Below are 17,334 nucleotides of genomic sequence, written 5' to 3' on the forward strand. Positions count from 1 at the left end.
CAACAAACAATAACATAATGCGTTGCACGCTTTCTTGCTGAAATTGAAGCGATTTTGCCGCGCTTCGGGTGGTAGAACGCGATGTCCCAGATGCACATAGTGCGTCAATGCTACAAATCTGACATATGAATGTTAGTAAACGAAAAGTAAATGCGGGGCGCGAGTGCGCCTGCATCAGCGGCGTGCTCGACTGGAACTTGCAATCAGAAAGTGCCGCAGCGTGCCCCATCGCGATATCCTTGTTTCTCCCCCCGGGATGCGGCGTGCGTTTGAACGGACGCTGCTTTGCGGCGTCAGCCTGCTGGCGCTGTCGGTCGCGGGCGGCTTCGGCCATGCACGCAGCCTCACGCCCGGTGCCAGCACGGTGGTGCCGACGGCGGCCGCGCAACAGGCGGCGATTTTGGCCGCGCAGCAGGCTGCCGGCGCAGCGACACAGGCCCAGGCCTCGCTTGCCCGCGCGGCAGCGGCGCTTGCCGCCGCGCGCAAGCTCCAGTCGGATGCCGCCGCCGCCGCCCAGGCCGCGGCGTCGTCCGTCCCGAATGGATTGACCCCGGGCGGATTGATGCCGTTCGGCGGCACCGCGGGCGATCCATTGGCGGGCATCAAGGCCGATGCCTCCAAATGGCTTGGCGCGAATTTGCCGCAGCAGACGACGAGCGGCTCGAAGGTCTCGGTCGATATCCAGCAGACCCAGAAGAAGAGCATTCTTTACTGGGACACATTCAACGTTGGCGCCAACACCACCGTCAATTTCAGGCAGTCCGCATCGGACTGGATTGCGCTGAACCGGGTGCAGGATCCCAGCGCCTCGCCGAGCCGCATTCTCGGCCAGATCAATGCCATCGGCGGCGTCTACCTGATCAACCGCAACGGCATCATCTTCGGCGCCGGCTCGCAGGTCAACGTTCATACGCTGATCGCGTCCAGCCTCGACGTCGGCAAGCTCGGCAGCGATCTGGCGACGCGTGACCAGTTTTTTCTCAACAACGGCATTGCCGATCTCAACTCGTTCTCGATCTATGACAAGGACGGCGGCGCGGCGACCAAGCTGATCGCCAGCGACATCAAGGTCGAGCGCGGCGCGTCCATCACCGGCAATATCCTGTCCGACCAGGTTTCGCTTGGGTCGCCCGGCTCGGTCTATCTGTTCGGCGCCAACGTCTACAATTCCGGATCCATCACGGCGCAGGGCGGCGAGGTCGCTATGGTCGCGGCGCGAACGATCGATGTCGTTCCGAACGGCTATTCGCTGCTGCCGGACAGTGTGCTGGGCAAGGATGACAAGGGAAACACCATCAAGTTCCGCGGCACCGAATTCAGGCTGTCGCAGTTTGCGTCGGTGTACAACCCGGACGACCCGCAAGCGCCTTTCGGCTATCCCAAAACTAATACCTACTTGCCGGGCACCGGCGCCGTCGCTCACGACGGCCTGATCGACGCCTCTCGCGGCATCGTGGTGATGAACGGCGATACGGTTGCGATCGGCAATCCCAAGGATGCGAGCGGTCACGACCTGGCCGACAGCGCCGGAAAACTGATCCAGGGCGTGATCTCGGTCGATACAAGTATCGACCGCAACAGCTTCGTGCTGCTGCGCGCGGCGACCAGCGTCACCATGAACGGCGTGATCTCGAGCCTGCCGGTCGACGACGGCGCGGCGGGACTGGCGAGCACGCAGAGCTTCACGCCGGCCTATATCGAGGCGTCGGCGCAAACCAACGTCACGGTCGGATCGAGCGGGCTGATCTCGGCGCCATCGGCGCAGGTCTCGCTCAACGCGAAGCTCTTTCCGACCGGCGACGTACCAAACCTTTTCCAGCAGGGCAGGGTCGGCACGAGCGGAGGCAACGAAGGCGGCGTCCTTCCCAACTCGAACGCTGCGCAGTCCGTCCTGCTCGCGCCGGGGGCAACGATCGACGTCGCCGGGCTCCAGAACGTCGAGCTGCCGGCGAGCTACAACATCATATCGTTCCAGCCGCGCGCCGAGTTCGCCGACATGCCCTTGCAGCGCAACGGTGCGCTGTACGGCCAGACGATGTACATCGATATCCGCAACACCGGCACCCGCAGCGACGGCACCACGTGGGTGGGAACGCCGCTCGCGGACGCCAGCGGCTATGTCGCCAAGGTCCCGCGCAGCATCTACCAGTTGATGACCGTCGGCGGCAGCGTGTCTTTGACGACGGACCTCTCCACCAACAATGGTGCTGCCAGCGTCAAGACCGACGGCTCGATCATGAATGTCGCGGGCGGCAGCGTGAAGTTCCTGCCCGGCATGGTGAACACCACGCGCCTGATCGGCAGCGACGGCCGAATCTACAGCATGACCAACGCCGACCCGAACGTGACCTATGTCGGGATCGCGGGCCAGTTCATCGTCAAGCATGCGCGCTGGGGCGTCACGGAAACCTGGTCCACGCCGACCCAGATCTATTCGGCAGGCTTCACCGAGGGGCATGACGCCGGACGCGTAAGCGTCGTGACCGTCAACCCGGCGCTGCTCGGGACGATGTATTTCGGCTCGACAGCCGGCGAGCGCCAGATCAGCGGTGGGCAGTTGCCGTTGCAGGGCTCACTCGAGCTGACGACGCCGTCAAGCGTGCAGATCGGCGCGGCGGCATCGACCAATTACACGACGCAAAGCACCTATACGACGAATCTGTCGGCCGACATCCTGTCGGGTTACGGCCTGAGCTCGCTGAAGGTGACGGCGAACGATTTCGTGCTGTCGAGTGGCAGCATGCTCAATCTCGCGGCCGGCGGCAGCCTCTCTGTCAATGCGGGTGGAGCGATCGATATCGCTGGAACGGTTTCGGCGGCAGGGGGAAGCGTCAGCCTTTCAACGGATCGTATCTCGGTTGGAGGCAAATTCAGTTCTTTGTTCAAGGCCCCAACCGATCAATCGGGTCACACGATCGCCGCGAACATTTTCGTCGAGGGCACGATCGATGTCAGCGGTCGATTGGTAAACGATATCGGGAGGGTGGCGGGAGTTGACGCGGCTGGTCCTGCCTTCATCAATGGCGGCACGATTTCGATTACCACAACCAAGGACAGCACAGCTGTCGCAGGTGGCTACCTGGACGCGACCGGAAGCATATTGTTGGCAAACGGTAGCGTCGTTGATGTATCTAGTGGCGGTTACATCTCGCCGCAGGGTAAGGCCAAGACCGCAGCCACCGGCGTCATGGCTGGCAAGGCCGGCAGCATTTCGCTCGCCCTGTACTCGGGTAAGGAGTGGGAGGATATCAATGGCCCACATCATCCAACGCCAAATCTAGCGACGCCGGCTGTCATCGGGCTCGACGGCACTCTGCGCGGCTACGGCTTCGAGAGCAATGGGAGCCTGAGGATTGCCGCGACCGGCACCATCCGGATCGAGGATAGTCAGACGTCGTCGATCCGGATCGGCGGCCAAGCGAGCACGCTGCCTGTCTCGTTGCTGACGAGCGGCGGCTTCGGCTCCTACATCATCGAGACGGTGAGCGACGACTGGTCCGGCGCGGGCGCCCAAATCATCGTCTCGGCCGGGACCAGCCTGACCCTTCAGCAGAAGAACCTGGCGAGTCTCGCCGATTACACCGCGACGCCGACCGGGACCAAGCTCGGCCAGCAGCCCGCGCCGCAACTGGCACTGCTTGCGGACGACCGGCGCAAACCGGTCGATCTCACGCTCAGGGCCGACAAAATCAAGCTCGATACGGGTTCGAAGATCATCACCGATCCCAAGGCGAGCATCACGCTGGCTGCGGTTACAAAAGATCGCAGCGGGTCGACATCTACCAGTCCAAAGCCAAGCAATCCGGATTGGAGCGTCCCAGCGCAGTCCGTCGAGCTGCGTGGCACGATCATCGACCATGGCGGCTCCGTCTTCATCAACTCGCTGGCGACGCATCTTTCGTCCGACGCGAAGATCGACCTGTCCGGGACATTCGTCGCCAATTCCCTGTTCGGGACGGTGAACGGTCCAAGGACGAGCGGCAGCTACATCGCCGGCGGTACGTTCGCGGTGGAAGGCGGAGCGATTACCACGGTCGACACATACAAAGACCCGACAGGTGATTCCAGCAAGGACCAGTTCTATTTCACTTATGGCGCTCCTGGCTCCGCCGGCACTCCGCAGCAAAGCTACCTTGTCGCCGATGCGGGGGCGGTGGTCGACGTCTCCGGCGCGGCCGGCAACATCCAGGTGGCAGGCGCGCGCGGCGCGACGACGTCGCAATGGTCCTGGAGCGACGCCGGCACAGTGAGCGCAGACGTCAGCGGATTTTCCTGGGGCGGCAGCTTCGCCGCGGCCGGCGGCCGTTATGTCGCGGGCGATGGCACGGTGCATGCTGACGCGCGCGCCAATGGCGGGACCATCCTGCTTGGCGGCGGGAACATATCCCTGCAGCAGGGCGACGCCGGCGCCATCAGCGCGCCGACGACGCTCATCGTTTCCGCCGATCAGCTCGCGCCGTTCGACAACGTCTATCTCTACGCAGCCGGGGCTGTCGGCGGTGCCGCGCGCATCTTCACCGACCTGCCCGGAAACACCTACGGCGACAGCGATCCGTCATGGAAAGCGCTCACGATTTCCAGTTCGCTGAACTGGACCGTGACCAACCGTCTGCACATTGCGGCAGGTGTCATCGGCGCGCCGGGGTCCGGCTCGATCGATGCACGCATTGCGGCGCCCTATGTCGTGCTCACCGGCTCCGGCAAGGACCGCGTGGCCGGCACCAGCACGTTGACGGTGAACGCACAGACGATCGATCTGGAGAGTGGAAGACCGTCCAATTTCAAGCCGGGCGACGCCCTGCCGGGTCTCGACTTCTCGGGCTTCAGCCAGGTCAACCTGATCGCGAGCGGCGACCTGCGCCTCGGCACGCTCAAGGTTGTGAACGGTCTCAAGACTGATCCCGCGCAGACCGTCCCGACAGAGCAGTCGAGTTTCACCGGCAAGCTGGTTTCGACCGGAAATCTCCTGCTCTCAGCCCAGCGGATCTATCCGGTATCCGCCGTCAACTTCACGATCGAGACGCCGGGGAACGTCAAGTTCGCCGCGCCCGCCAACAGCTACACCGGGATTCCGCTGTCAGCCGGCGGCGGCATCACCGTGATCGCAAACAGCATCGACCAGGCTGGCAATCTGTTCGCGCCGCTCGGCAAGATCGCGCTCGGCAATACCGACAGCGCCGTGTCCCCGATCATCACGCAGTCGGTGGTGCTGGAGGCCGGTAGCCTCACCTCGGTGTCGCTGGCTGACACGACCGTTCCCTACGGTGCGACGTCCGACGGCACCAACTGGTACTACAACGCCAACCTCAATCCGCTGGCGCAACCGCCGTCGAAGGGTTTGATCCTGGCCGGATCGAACGTAACGCGCGCCGACGGATCGACGATCGACCTGCGTGGTGGCGGCGATATCCAGGCCATGGAGTGGATTGCGGGCAAGGGCGGCTCGCGCGACAGCCTGACCACGACGCCTTCCGGCCAGACCGTCTACGCGCTGCTGCCGTCGCAGACCGATCCGATCGCTGCGTATGACATCCATTTTGCCACCGCGCGCAGTGCCGATGCGGGCAAGACCGTCACCGCCGGCGACGCGATTCCGCTGGCCGGAACCCAGGTCACGATCGACGGGGGCAACGGCATCTCGGCGGGAACGTATACACTTTATCCCGCGCACTACGCGACGCTGCCGGGCGCAATGCGTGTCGTGGTCTATTCCAGCGACAACACCGGCAAGAACATTGCCACGGGGACCAAACTGCCTGACGGCACCGTTCTGGTGACCGGCCATTACACGCAGTCGACCGCGCCTGGAAAGCAGTCGTCCGGCCAGACGGTGTTCGCGGTGCAGACAGGCTCGGTCTGGCAGCAATACAGCGAGTACAGCTTCAACGGCGCCAACACCTATTATGCCCAACTGGCGGCCAAGAACAATGTCACGGCGCCGCGGCTGCCGATGGATGCGGGACGGCTTTCGGTCTCCGCGCTGCAGTCGATCGTGCTCAACGGCATGGCGTTGACGCAACCGGGCCGGGACAGCAGCGGCAACACCGGCCGCGGCAGCGAGCTCGATATCAGCGCGCCCAAGCTCGCGGTGCTCGGCCATGCCGAATACGTCAACAACGACATTCCGGCCGGCTATGTCGGCCTCGACGTTGCCCAGCTCAACGGCTTCGAGAGCATTCTCATCGGCGGCAGCCGCAGCGATAGCCCCGCGGGCACGCTGATTGCGCCGACGGCCAGCAATGTCGTGGTGGATACGCGTGGCGAGACGTTCAGCGCGCCGGAGATCCTGCTCGTGGCCCAGCAGGTCGGCCAATGGCAGGCAGTCACGCAATCGGTGACGGTCGGTTCGCAATCCGTGCTGCTGGATCTTCCGGTCTATGTCCCGGAGGCCGGTAGCGGCACGGTGACCATCAATTCCAGCAGCATCATCAATGCCACGGGCGTCGTTCACGCCGGGCTCGGGCGCAATTACATCGTGGTGTCGGACGGGCAGGCACCCGTCACGGCCCAGAGTCTTGCCACTGCCCTCGGCGGGACGCTCTCCGGAACGGAGATCGTGGGTGCCGATCTTGCAAAGCTCCTTGACCCCAACAGCCCCGCTCGGCTGGCTCTCGGTTATTACGCCAACGGCGGTGCGCAACAGCCGGGACGGGGCGCCTTGTTCGTGGCGAGCAACGACCCGACGCTGCAGGTGACGGGGCCGAGCGCGACCGGAGTTTCGGCGCCGGCGCTCACGATCAAATTCAAGGATGTCGCGACCGCATCGGCCACGCTGCCGGCCGGGCCGGTGACCGGAAGCCTGACATTGGCGGGCGGCGACACCAGCAACAGCGGGAAGGTGGCGATCGCCGACGGCGTCAAGATCTCGACGAATACGCTGACGCTCCAAGCGACGGCATCCAACAACGCGATTGCCCTCAATACGACGGACCTTCACGCCAATCTGGTCAACCTGATCGCGCCGAGCATCGGCGTCGGAGCCGCCACGGCGGTTGCCGGCAAGAGCCTTGTGCTGCCGGCCAACAACACCCAGTTCGCCGACGTGCAGACATTGGCCCTGCGCGCGCTGTCTGGTCCGGTTACGGTCTATGGCGATTTCAATTCCGGCGCGCGCGGCCTGTCGCTGGATGCCACCGGCATCGCGCTCGGCAGCGAGGTGCTCAATCCCGGCACGAGCCTGAATCTGCGCGCGGGAACGGTGCTGGCGTTTTCCTCTTCCGCGACGGTCCAGTTCAGCGTCGGCGTCACCGTCACGTCCGCCGCCGGCGTCGCCACGACCTACGCCGCCAACACCCAGATTGCGCTCGATCCCAACAGCAAGGTCAGTGTCGCATCCGCCGGGACGATGACGGTTGCGGGTTCGGCTGGCGCCACCCTGACGCGGGACGGCCTGATTTCGGCGAGCAACAACATCACGCTCAAGAACACCGGGGCCAGCCCGTCCTTCAGCGCTCCGGCGGCGAACGGCAACAGCCTCGAACTGGCCGCAAAGGAGATCGACCTGGGAAGCGGCCGGGTCAATGGGAATGTTGTCAACGGCAACTTCACCATTGCCGGTTTCTCCAAGGTCAAATGGTCGGCCGACGACAGCGTGGTCGTCAAAGGCCCCGGCGCGATGACGCTCGGCGCGAACGGCGACAAGACCGACCTCACCGTCAGCACGCCGCGTATTCTGGTCGCCGGAGCGACCGCGGGAACTCCTCAGGGTTTTGCCCTGACGGCGTCGGGCGACATCTCCATCGTCGATCCGGTGACGCGCGGCTCGGCCGCAACTGCGCCTGCCGACAGCGACGAGACCGGCGGCATTCTCACGGTCACGGCGTCGAACATCGCCGTCGGCAGCACCATTCAGGCGCAGGCCGGCACGATTACGCTCGGTGCGATCGCGGGGAACGTCACCCTCAATTCGGGTGCATATCTCTCCGCGCGCGGCTACAAGAAGACGCTGGTGGACGTCGACACCTATCTGTCAGGCGGCAAGGTCGTGCTTTATGCCGACATCGGGACGAACGCCACGGGCGGTGGCCAGGTCATCACCGACGCCAGCAGCACCATCGACGTCGCGACGACGAGCGGCGGTCGTGGCTATGGCGGGTCGATCGAGGTGGACGCACTCCGCGGCGGCGCGACGCTCGCCGGCCGGCTGCTCGGCGCCGGCGGTCCCGGCCTCGGCGGTCGGTTCAAGCTCGATACCAAAGGTGCGGCCGACCTGACCGCATTGGCGGACAATCTGCTCGCCGGCGGCCTCACCGGTGCGATCGACATCCATACGCGCACCGGCAATCTCGAATTGACTGCAGGGCACACGCTGAAGGCCAACGCCATCACGCTGACCGCAGACGACACCGCCTGGGACAGCGGCGATGCAGGCAAGCAGTTCGGCCAGGTCAAGATTCGCGGTCGCATCGATGCCACCGGCTATGGCGGCAGCACGCCCGACGGTACCGGGCAGGCCGGCGGAAAGGTCGCGCTCTACGGCGCCAATTCGGTGTTCCTCGCGAGCAGCGGCGTGATCGACGCCTCGACCACGCACACCGACGAGCGCGGCGGCGACGTCACCATCGGCATCGGCTGGGACGCCAAATCGAAAATCTGGCTGCAACAGGGCACGCAGATCAACGTCTCCGGCGGCACCAAGGGCGGCCTGAGCGGCGGCACCGTGACGTTCCGCGCCCCACTGGATGGCAACAACGACGTCAAGATTGCCGCGATCAGCAATGTCGCCAATCCGTCGGGCACGCACGGCACGAACTTCTACGCCGACGGCGACAAGACCTTCGACGCGCTTGCCGTGATCGATGCCACCAACAACATCAACGATCGCTCAAAGGTCAGCATCGTCGGCGCGCGCTCGGTCGCCGTGAACGGCTTCATCGCGTTCGACACCACCGCCGGCCGCTACGGCATCGACGGGTCGAGCCTCGGCTGGTTCGGGACGATCGATCCGGCCGGCTGGTACAAGGGCGTGGACCAGAACGGAAATCTGATACCTGCCACGGACGGGACCTGGACCAACGTTGCGGGATTTCAGCTTGATAAGACGATCAGCGGTGGAACGGGGCTTCCCAGCGTGCCGACGTCCGTCGCGGTCAAAAACAGCGCAGGAATCCAGATCGCGACTATCAATGTCTCCGGCGGGATAGATACTTTTCTGCCGAACACGACGACGTTGTCGCAATACTTCGGTCAGAGCGATATTCCCATCACATTCCCGCCGCCAGCTACGCCTGGAGGCAGGACTGCCCAGGGCCGCGTGTCGTTCAGTGCAAGCGGAGACCCTACGGTCACCATCACGGATGCTGGTACCGGTTACCTTACGCGAGTTACGAGCGTTCAAATCGGCAATGTCACGGGCGTGCCGGCTGCGACCGGATTGTTCGGTCGTGTGCTGTCAACCGTCAAGATCGTTTCAGCATCCTTGTCGCTCGCGCCTGATTCCACCGGCTATGATGGCACCTCGCTATCCGTTTCCCTCGGCGTCAGCGGTAACAACGGCCAAGCGACGGCGACATTCACGAAAGTATCGAACATGTCGGGCTCGACCACCTTGGTCAACGGCAGCCTGCAGTTCGTGCCAACCACAAACGACTACATTCCGCTGACGTCGAGCGGCGTTTACGCGGCGTTCGATCCGGCCAACCAGGGCAAGCCGGGCGTTGCCTCCTTTACCGGCGGCACCGGCACGGGCCATGCCTTCTTCGGCGACACGATCTCCCAGATCACCAAGGGGACGTGGAGCTATAACGGGCAGAGCTACGGCTTCACCAACCTGTTCACGCGACTTGCTCCATTGGTCAACAGCCTCGGCGCGGACGTCGTGCACGTGCAGCCGGGCGTCGACCTGGTGAACTCCAAGGGCGACATCACCGTCAGCAGCAACTGGAATCTGGCGGCGGGCGTGGTCGATCGCGGCAAACCATCGCCGACTATCTTCAATCCCGCTTCGGACTATATAGATTTCACCTACCGTCTCGCAACGCCCTGGGGCGGTCTCGACGCCGGCGTGCTTTCGCTGCGCGCTGCCGGAAACATCAACGTCAATGCCTCGATTTCGGATGGCTTCTTCCAGTTCGCGAACTATCTCGACCCGATCTACGCGGGCAAGGTCAACGACTATTTCGCATCAAATGGCGGTTCACGCGCGATCGATTTCAATTCGATCTATTTGAACGACCCTACCAGCAATACGCTTCTGATCGCGCCCTACAAGGCCGGAGACGCCGGCAACGGCATCAGCCCGACTTCGCAGGATCTCGCGACTGCTGACCTGTTCCCGCACAAATTGCTGGTTTGCACGATCGACTGCAGCCAGGCGAACATCAAGGCGGTGACGGCGCCATCGTCATGGTCCTACAGCCTGACCGCGGGCGCCGATGTGTCGAGCGCCAATCCGACCGCCAGAGTTCCGCTCGCGAACGACAAGGGCGACGTCATCGTCGACAAGCACGCAAGCTACGACCAAAAGGTGGTGGGAAGCACCACCCCTGTCTCAGTCAATATTCCGACCATGATCCGGACAGGCACCGGCAGCATCACCGTCGCGGCCGCTCGCGATGTGATCATGAAGGACACCGATGCGCCCGGCGTGATCTATGCAGCCGGCGTCAATACGGAAACCTACGCCAATCCGTACAGCCCGAGCCTCGCCGTCAACGATCCAAACGGCTTCTTCGAGCCCCGCCTCATGGCGTACGGTAATGCGGCTGCCACGGCCGCGCCTGAGCTCTATTACGGACCGCCAACGGCGGCGGCCTTCCCCGAAAAGGGTGGGGACGTCGTCATCGACGCGCAGCGCGATGTCGTGGGCGGCGCCAAGGTGATCGCAATCAAGGATGCGAACGGCAACACGGTCTACAAGAAAGTGCCGCAGTACTATCAGCCTTGGCTGCTGTCCAATTCCAGTGTGACGCCCAGCGCCGGTGCTTCGATCCTCGGAGCCGGTGTCTTCGCGCCGGCTGGAACGCAGATCGCCTCGCAAACCGCGTGGTGGATCCAGTATGGCAGCTTCCAGCAAGGCTTCCTGAGCGCAGGCGGAAATGTGAGCGTTCTCGCCGGGCGCAATATGCTCGATGTGTCGGTGTCGGCTCCGACGACTGGGCGTGTCACCGGCGGCCTGTCGGCGAACAGCACGCCCGTAACCCACCTCTACGGCAGCGGCAACATGGTCGTGCGCGCCGGCGGCGACATCCGGGGCGGTTCGTTCTACGAGGGCTCCGGCCACGCCAGCATCGTCGCGGGCGGCGACATCGGCCAGAACGATTATATCTACAGGTACGCGAACAGCACGCTCAAGCTTCCGAACCTTCCGCTGCTTGCTGTCGATACCGGGCAGATCACGATGACGGCAAACGGCTCGATCGCGATGGCGGGTGTCGTCAACCCGGCTGCCTTGCACGCCCAGCAACCAAGCAAGGCGAATCCCCTGGAGGCGAAGCCCGACCCGACGATACCGCTGTATTTCGATGCCTACGGCTCCGCTAGCAAGGTTCGGTTGGTGGCGCAGTCGGGCGACGTGACGATTGATATCGCGCCCACCGCGATCGCCATCAATCCCGCCAACAGCCTGAATGTTCGGGCGGCTCCGGCGACTTACCCTGCGAGCTTCGAGGCCATCGCGTTGCAGGGCAATCTGATAACGACCGGGATCAGCAACATCCTGAATCAGAATGCTTCGGGTGCTTCGGCTGCGGTTCCAGCGCCGGGCATCGTGCTCAGCCCGTCCGAGCACGGCACTTTCAACCTGCTGGCGCAGGGCAGTATCGACCTCACGTTCGGTTACCCACAGACATCGGCGGCGCAATCGATCTCACGCCCGCTTATTTCCGCCGGGCCGTCTCTGATCGACGCTGCGTTCGATCCATTCCGACCCAATAGCGGCAACGACGAGGCTTCGAGCCGTGCGATCCTTGCGCATGAGAACGATGTAGCCGACGGTCTCGACACGACCGCGCGGATCTACGCGGTGACCGGCGACATCAAGGTAACGGGAAGCTACGGCAAGAGGACCACCAGTTCGTCTGAAAATGTCTATCAGCGCATCGAGATCAATCGCCCGACCAGCATCTATGCGGGGCGCGACATCGTCGATCTCAACGTCATCGTGCAGAACATCCATACCAGCGACGTCAGCACCATCGTGGCCGGCCGGAACATCACTTACACCGGCTTCAGCAATGGTGGCGGCTTGCAGGTGGCCGGACCCGGCTTCCTCGTGGTCCAGGCCGGCGGCGATATCGGCCCGTTCCTCCCGGCAGCGTTCGACAATGCGACCCAGGCTCCGGTTCAGGAGGGGATCGTGTCGGTGGGCAATTCCAGCCCGACGCCGGTCGGAAATACCTATATTTCGAACACCACGGGAGGCGGTTCGGTCGGCATCTACAACCAGTCGCTGCTCGGGCCGGCGAATAATCCGAGGCGCAATGCGGTGCTGACGGACGCCGCCGGCACCAAGCAGGGGGCCGACATCGTCACGATGTTCGGTGTCAAATATGGCATCGACTACGCTTCTGTAACCGACGCCTACGTCATCGGTGGCAAGGCCGGCAATACCGCGCTTCCTTTCAATATGGCAGCGCTTCGCGATATCATCAGCGGTGCTCTTCCCGGCTATCTTAAGAAGGATTCGATTGCGGCCTATCTCAGCACGCCACAGGGTCAGGACGCGCTGTCCAGCTACCTGAATTCGTCGACGGGAAAGACCGCGCTCGCGCAGCTCAATCTCAAGGATCTGTTCCAGGACGGCACCGCCAATGTGATCGATCGCACGAAGCTCGACAGTTTCACTGATGTGCTCGCAAAGAATGGGCTCGATGCGGTCTGGTCATTCTTCAGAACAGTATTGCCCAGCCAGATTCAGGCCAGCTTCTTCGATGTGAGCACCACGTCCCAACCCCTCATGTCCGTGCGGCTCGACCAGCTCTTCTTCGCCGAGCTCAAAGCGGTCGGCATCGGCCAGAAGGGCGGCACGTCGTCAGACACCCAGCGCGGCTACCGCATGATCGAGACGATGTTCCCGGCGAGACTGGGCTACACGGCAAACGTGCTCGGCAGCGGGAGCAACGGCGCCAGCCAGCTGGTCAAGACTGGCGACATGAACCTGCTGCATGCCACGGTTCAGACCCAGCTCGGCGGCGATATCTCGATGTTCGGCCCGGGCGGCAACATCATCGTCGGCTCGCTTGCGGCCGAACCCAACTCGGCGCTGAAGCTGCGGGATATCGGCATCCTCACCCTCGGCGGCGGCGCGATCAACACCTTCACAGACCAAAGTGTGCTGGTGAATTCGAGCCGCGTGCTCACGACCCAGGGCGGCGACATCCTGATGTGGAGCTCCAACGGCAATCTCGACGCCGGCCGCGGCTCCAAGACGACCCTGTCGGCGCCGGCGCTGCAGGTGCTGTATGATCAGGATGATTACCAGTCGATCGATCTTGGCGGCTTCGTGACCGGCGCGGGTATCGGCACGCTGCAGGCATCGTCGTCGGCAGCTGCGTCCCAGCTTTATCTTCTCGCTCCGCGCGGCACGATCGATTTCGGCACCGCCGGCGTGCGCGCCTCGGGCAGCGCAGTCTTCGTTGCACCCGTCATCGCCAACGCCAGCAATTTCCAGGTGCAGGGAAGCACGACCGGAATTCCGACCGTATCCGTTCCCAATATCGGCGCGCTCACCGCAGGCTCGAATACGGCCGGCGCGGCCGCCAAGACGGCGGAAACGCCAACCGCAACCGGGGCCCGCAGACAGGGGTCGATCTTCATCGTCGAGGTGATCGGCTATGGCGGTGGCGACGGTCAGGATGACCAGGCGACCGACAAGAAGGAGTCCGATACGACGCCATCGGGGAACGACAAGCAGTGATGGTCTGCGCGTTCAACTCGAGATTGATCGGCTTGCGATCGCGGTCGGCAGCTCCACGTCGCCGTGATCCATCATGATTGAGCGAGATGCGGGACAAGCTGAGCACACCCGCCACCGAATGAACGCTTTTCGTCCAGAAATCTGACTTCTTGTTTAGGATTGGTCACAGCAACGATAAGAAACAGACCTACAAGGTCGGCAACAGGCTTCTGGGAGACGGGCAGTGGGCTGCTGTCCGTCCCAATTTGGAGACGGCCTGTTTGTAATTTTGTTTTGGGGGTTGAAATGCGCGCGACGAATCCGACCGAACCGGTCTGCTCCGAATCCGCGCTGCCTAGATTGAAGGCCAACGTCTACGATCTTGGTCTGAAACAGGACGAGGACGGCCGGCTTCGCCGCATCAGGGATCTCGAGCACGAGAATGCATTGTTGATGCGTATGGTCTCCGAAACTCAGATCGAGATCGCGCGCCTGCGCGAGCTGTTGTCCTCGAACTGATGTGATCCGGGGCCTGTTCGGCCGCCGGGCGCCGCGTCATCGCCGATTTGAGCAATCGATGCACCCGAGCGACAGCTGCGGGGGCGATGACACGTTCGGTTGACCGAAGCCGCCGGGTTCGCCGGCCGCGCGAAACGCGGCGGCGTCCACGGGATTTGTGGCCCGGAAGCCCCGCTGTCTGTCGTGCTCGTTTTCGCAGATGCGTTGCGCCGAGCGTCTACTCAGCAGGAACCGCACATCACCTGCGCCGGCGGCGCGGGAGGCATGCTCCGCCGCGAGGCGTCCCGCAAGCCGGTCCAGGTGTGCGTCAGCTTGGTGTGAAGCGAACGGTCATGCGATTTGGGAAGTTCTTGTTGATCGCATGCTGCCTGATCTCGTCGGTCGTGCTCGGCGGCTGTGGGTTCATTCCGATGTCGGGGCCGGCAAGTCTCGACATCAGGAACGAGAACACGACGGCGCTGCCGTTTGCCGTCGTCAAGCTCAATCCCGAGGTGCTGCAGGTGCTCGAGAAGTTCGAGCCCAACGGACTATCCGGAAATCTCGCGGACACGCGTCCGCCCTCGAGCATCAAGTTCGGCATAGGCGACGTCATCAGCGTCACGATCTTCGAGGCCGCGGCGGGCGGGCTCTATGTGCCGCTGGAAGCCGGCGTGCGCCCGGGTAATTTCGTGAACCTCCCCGATCAGGCCGTCGACAACGACGGCAACATCACGGTGCCCTATGCCGGCCGGATCCGCGCTGCGGGCCGCACCAATGTGCAGGTTCAGGAGGACATCCTGGCGCAGATCAAGAAGCGCGCGATCGACCCGCAGGTCGTGGTGACATCCAGCCAGCAGCGCTCCTCGCTCGTCAGCGTGTTCGGCGAGGTCAGGACGCCGGTGCGTTTCCCCATGCCGTCGGCTGGCGCGCAGGACCGCATCACCGACGCGATCACGCGCGCGGGCGGCATCAGCGGCGCCGGCTGGGAGACGTGGGTCGTGCTGGAGCGCAGCGGGAAGCGCGCCACGGTACCGTTCGGCAATCTCGTCTATTTCCCGGCGAGCAACGTCTTCGTGCAGCCCGGAGACCGCCTTTATCTCTACCGCGAGCCGATGAAATTCATCGCGTTCGGCGCCACCGGCCAACAGGGCGAGTTCAATTTCGATGCCTGGCGTATCAACCTCACGCAAGCGGTTGCGAAGGCGCGCGGCTTGCTCGACCTCCAGGCCGATCCGGCATCGGTCTTCCTCTATCGCCGTGAGCCGCGCGAGGTGGCACAGCGGCTCGGCGTCGACTGCTCCAAGTTCGACGGCGATTCCGTGCCGATCGTCTTCAACGTCAACTTCCAGGATCCGGCCGGATATTTCATCGCCACCAAGTTATCGATGCGTCCGTTCGACGTGCTCTACGCCGCCAACGCGGCGCAAGTGGATGTCACGAAGGTTCTGACCTTCATCAACACGGCGCTCGTGACCGCAGAGAGCGGAGTGAGCCTCGTCAACAACATCCGCTTCCCGGGGCCGACCTCCTCGACGACCACCGTCCTGCAGTGAAGCCGGTCGGGCATTCTGATGATGGAGGCGGAGGAGGCGCCTTGACGGCGGGTCCGCAAATGTTACTCATCATGCAGGATCCAGTCCGACGATACCGAATTATGTTAATGCTCGCCCGCGGCCCGGCCAACGAACCTGCCGGCTGGTGGAGGAACAGGGCTATGAGCCGAGTTTTGTGTTGGTCCGGTTGGACGGGGGGCCGCGCTGTCGCGGCCGGTCTCGTCGTGCTCGCGGCGGCGGGAGGTGCGGGCGCGCAATCAGCCAATCCGGGCAATCCGCCGGTAGAGCGGCAGGGCACAATCATCGGCGGGCCGGCGACGAAGCCCACCTACGAACGCTGCGTCGATGTGCAGATCGGAAACGAGAGCGCGTTCGGTTGCTTCAATCAGCAGCTCAAGCGCGAGGTCAACAAGGTCAATCCTTCGCTCAACCTGCCGCCGGTCGACGCGCGCTCGTCCGACATCCGCGTCGGCAACCCGAACGAGGCGGCCGTTCGCCAGCAATATGGCTCAAATTACGGTCGTTCGGCCGTTCCCTTTCGGCCATCCGCTCCCACCATCGTGCCGCCGCACCGCTGATGCCCGGATCTCCTTCACGTCTGCAAACCAGTCGACGCATACGCCGGCCGTGGCGGGTCGCGGCGCTGTACCTGCTGATCGTCGCGAGCGGCGAGGGGCGCGCCCAGGAGCACGAGGACGGCAGGCAGGCCGAAACCGGCCACGTCGCGGCTTCTGTCGACGACGCGGATGATGGCGCTGTGGAGCCTTTGGCGCTGGAGCCGTTTGCACCGCGCCCGCTGACCGCCGCCGATTTTCCCCCCGCAAATCCGCTGCTCGCCAATTTCACCTACCGCACGAGCGCAATGTTCGGCCGCGACTGGCGCGCCGGCCGTGCCGAGTACCGGCAACTGGTCGAGCGTGAAGCGTCGGCTGTCGGCCTGCCGCCTGCGCTGGTCGATGCGGTGATGGCGGTCGAGAGTCGATACAATCCCGCGGTGGTCGGCATGGACGGCGAAGTCGGGTTGATGCAGGTGATGCTGCCGACTGCGCGGATGATGGGTTTTGCCGGGACGCCGGCGGAGTTGGCTTCGCCCGAGGTCAACGTGCATTATGGTGTTCGCTATCTCGCCGGTGCCTGGCGCCGGGCCAACGGCGATCTCTGCACCGCCACGATGAAGTATCGCGCCGGCCATGGCGAGACGCGATTCTCGTATCTGTCGGTCGAGTATTGCACACGCGTCCGCGCGCATCTGGCGGCCAACGGCGTCGCCGTTACCGGCTCCGTTCCTCCACCGACGTTCGGACGGACTTCGGCCGGCACTGCGCCCGCACGTGGTCGCGTCCTGACGGGCGGGAGCACGATCAATTTCGCTGCTCTGAACACGCGCCTGCGCAGCGTAGCCGACCGCAAGACGCCGTCTGATTTGCATTGACAGGTTGCAGGGGCAGG

Annotated in this window: 5 protein-coding genes; all 5 read left to right on the forward strand. The window is 63.8% G+C overall.

Annotated features, from left to right (window positions below; all coding sequences use genetic code 11):
- The first annotated feature begins 220 nt into the window (after positions 1-220).
- The 5 genes from AB7008_RS17990 to AB7008_RS18010 all read left to right on the forward strand — a co-directional run bounded on the left by AB7008_RS17990 (position 221) and on the right by AB7008_RS18010 (position 17,317).
- A complete protein-coding gene (locus AB7008_RS17990; RefSeq protein WP_441259177.1) occupies positions 221-13,855 on the forward strand; it encodes a filamentous haemagglutinin family protein in 13,635 nt (4,544 codons plus the stop codon).
- A gap of 285 nt (positions 13,856-14,140) precedes the next feature.
- The gene (locus AB7008_RS17995; RefSeq protein ID WP_304493469.1) at positions 14,141-14,353 is read left to right on the forward strand and encodes a hypothetical protein; all 213 of its coding nucleotides are present in this window, start codon (positions 14,141-14,143) and stop codon (positions 14,351-14,353) included.
- Between the two features lie 353 nt (positions 14,354-14,706).
- Positions 14,707-15,885: a polysaccharide biosynthesis/export family protein gene (locus AB7008_RS18000; protein ID WP_441259178.1), complete on the forward strand. Its 1,179-nt coding sequence runs from the start codon at positions 14,707-14,709 to the stop codon at positions 15,883-15,885.
- A 161-nt stretch (positions 15,886-16,046) separates the two neighbouring features.
- A complete protein-coding gene (locus AB7008_RS18005) occupies positions 16,047-16,463 on the forward strand; it encodes a hypothetical protein (protein WP_441259179.1) in 417 nt (138 codons plus the stop codon).
- Positions 16,463-17,317, forward strand: coding sequence for a lytic transglycosylase domain-containing protein (locus tag AB7008_RS18010; RefSeq protein WP_441259180.1), 855 nt, complete (start codon positions 16,463-16,465; stop codon positions 17,315-17,317). The genes AB7008_RS18005 and AB7008_RS18010 overlap by 1 nt, the downstream gene beginning before the upstream one ends.
- The last annotated feature ends 17 nt before the right edge of the window (positions 17,318-17,334 follow it).

Origin of the sequence: Bradyrhizobium sp. 521_C7_N1_3 (genome assembly GCF_052075975.1) — a bacterium.
GTDB lineage: Bacteria > Pseudomonadota > Alphaproteobacteria > Rhizobiales > Xanthobacteraceae > Bradyrhizobium > Bradyrhizobium japonicum.

What these genes read in the sequence shown, in the direction of transcription:
- AB7008_RS17995 (WP_304493469.1), top strand. Translation starts at nt 14,141, where the DNA reads ATGCGCGCGACGAATCCGACCGAACCGGTCTGCTCCGAATCCGCGCTG.
- AB7008_RS18005 (WP_441259179.1), top strand. Translation starts at nt 16,047, where the DNA reads ATGAGCCGAGTTTTGTGTTGGTCCGGTTGGACGGGGGGCCGCGCTGTC.
- AB7008_RS18010 (WP_441259180.1), top strand. Translation starts at nt 16,463, where the DNA reads ATGCCCGGATCTCCTTCACGTCTGCAAACCAGTCGACGCATACGCCGG.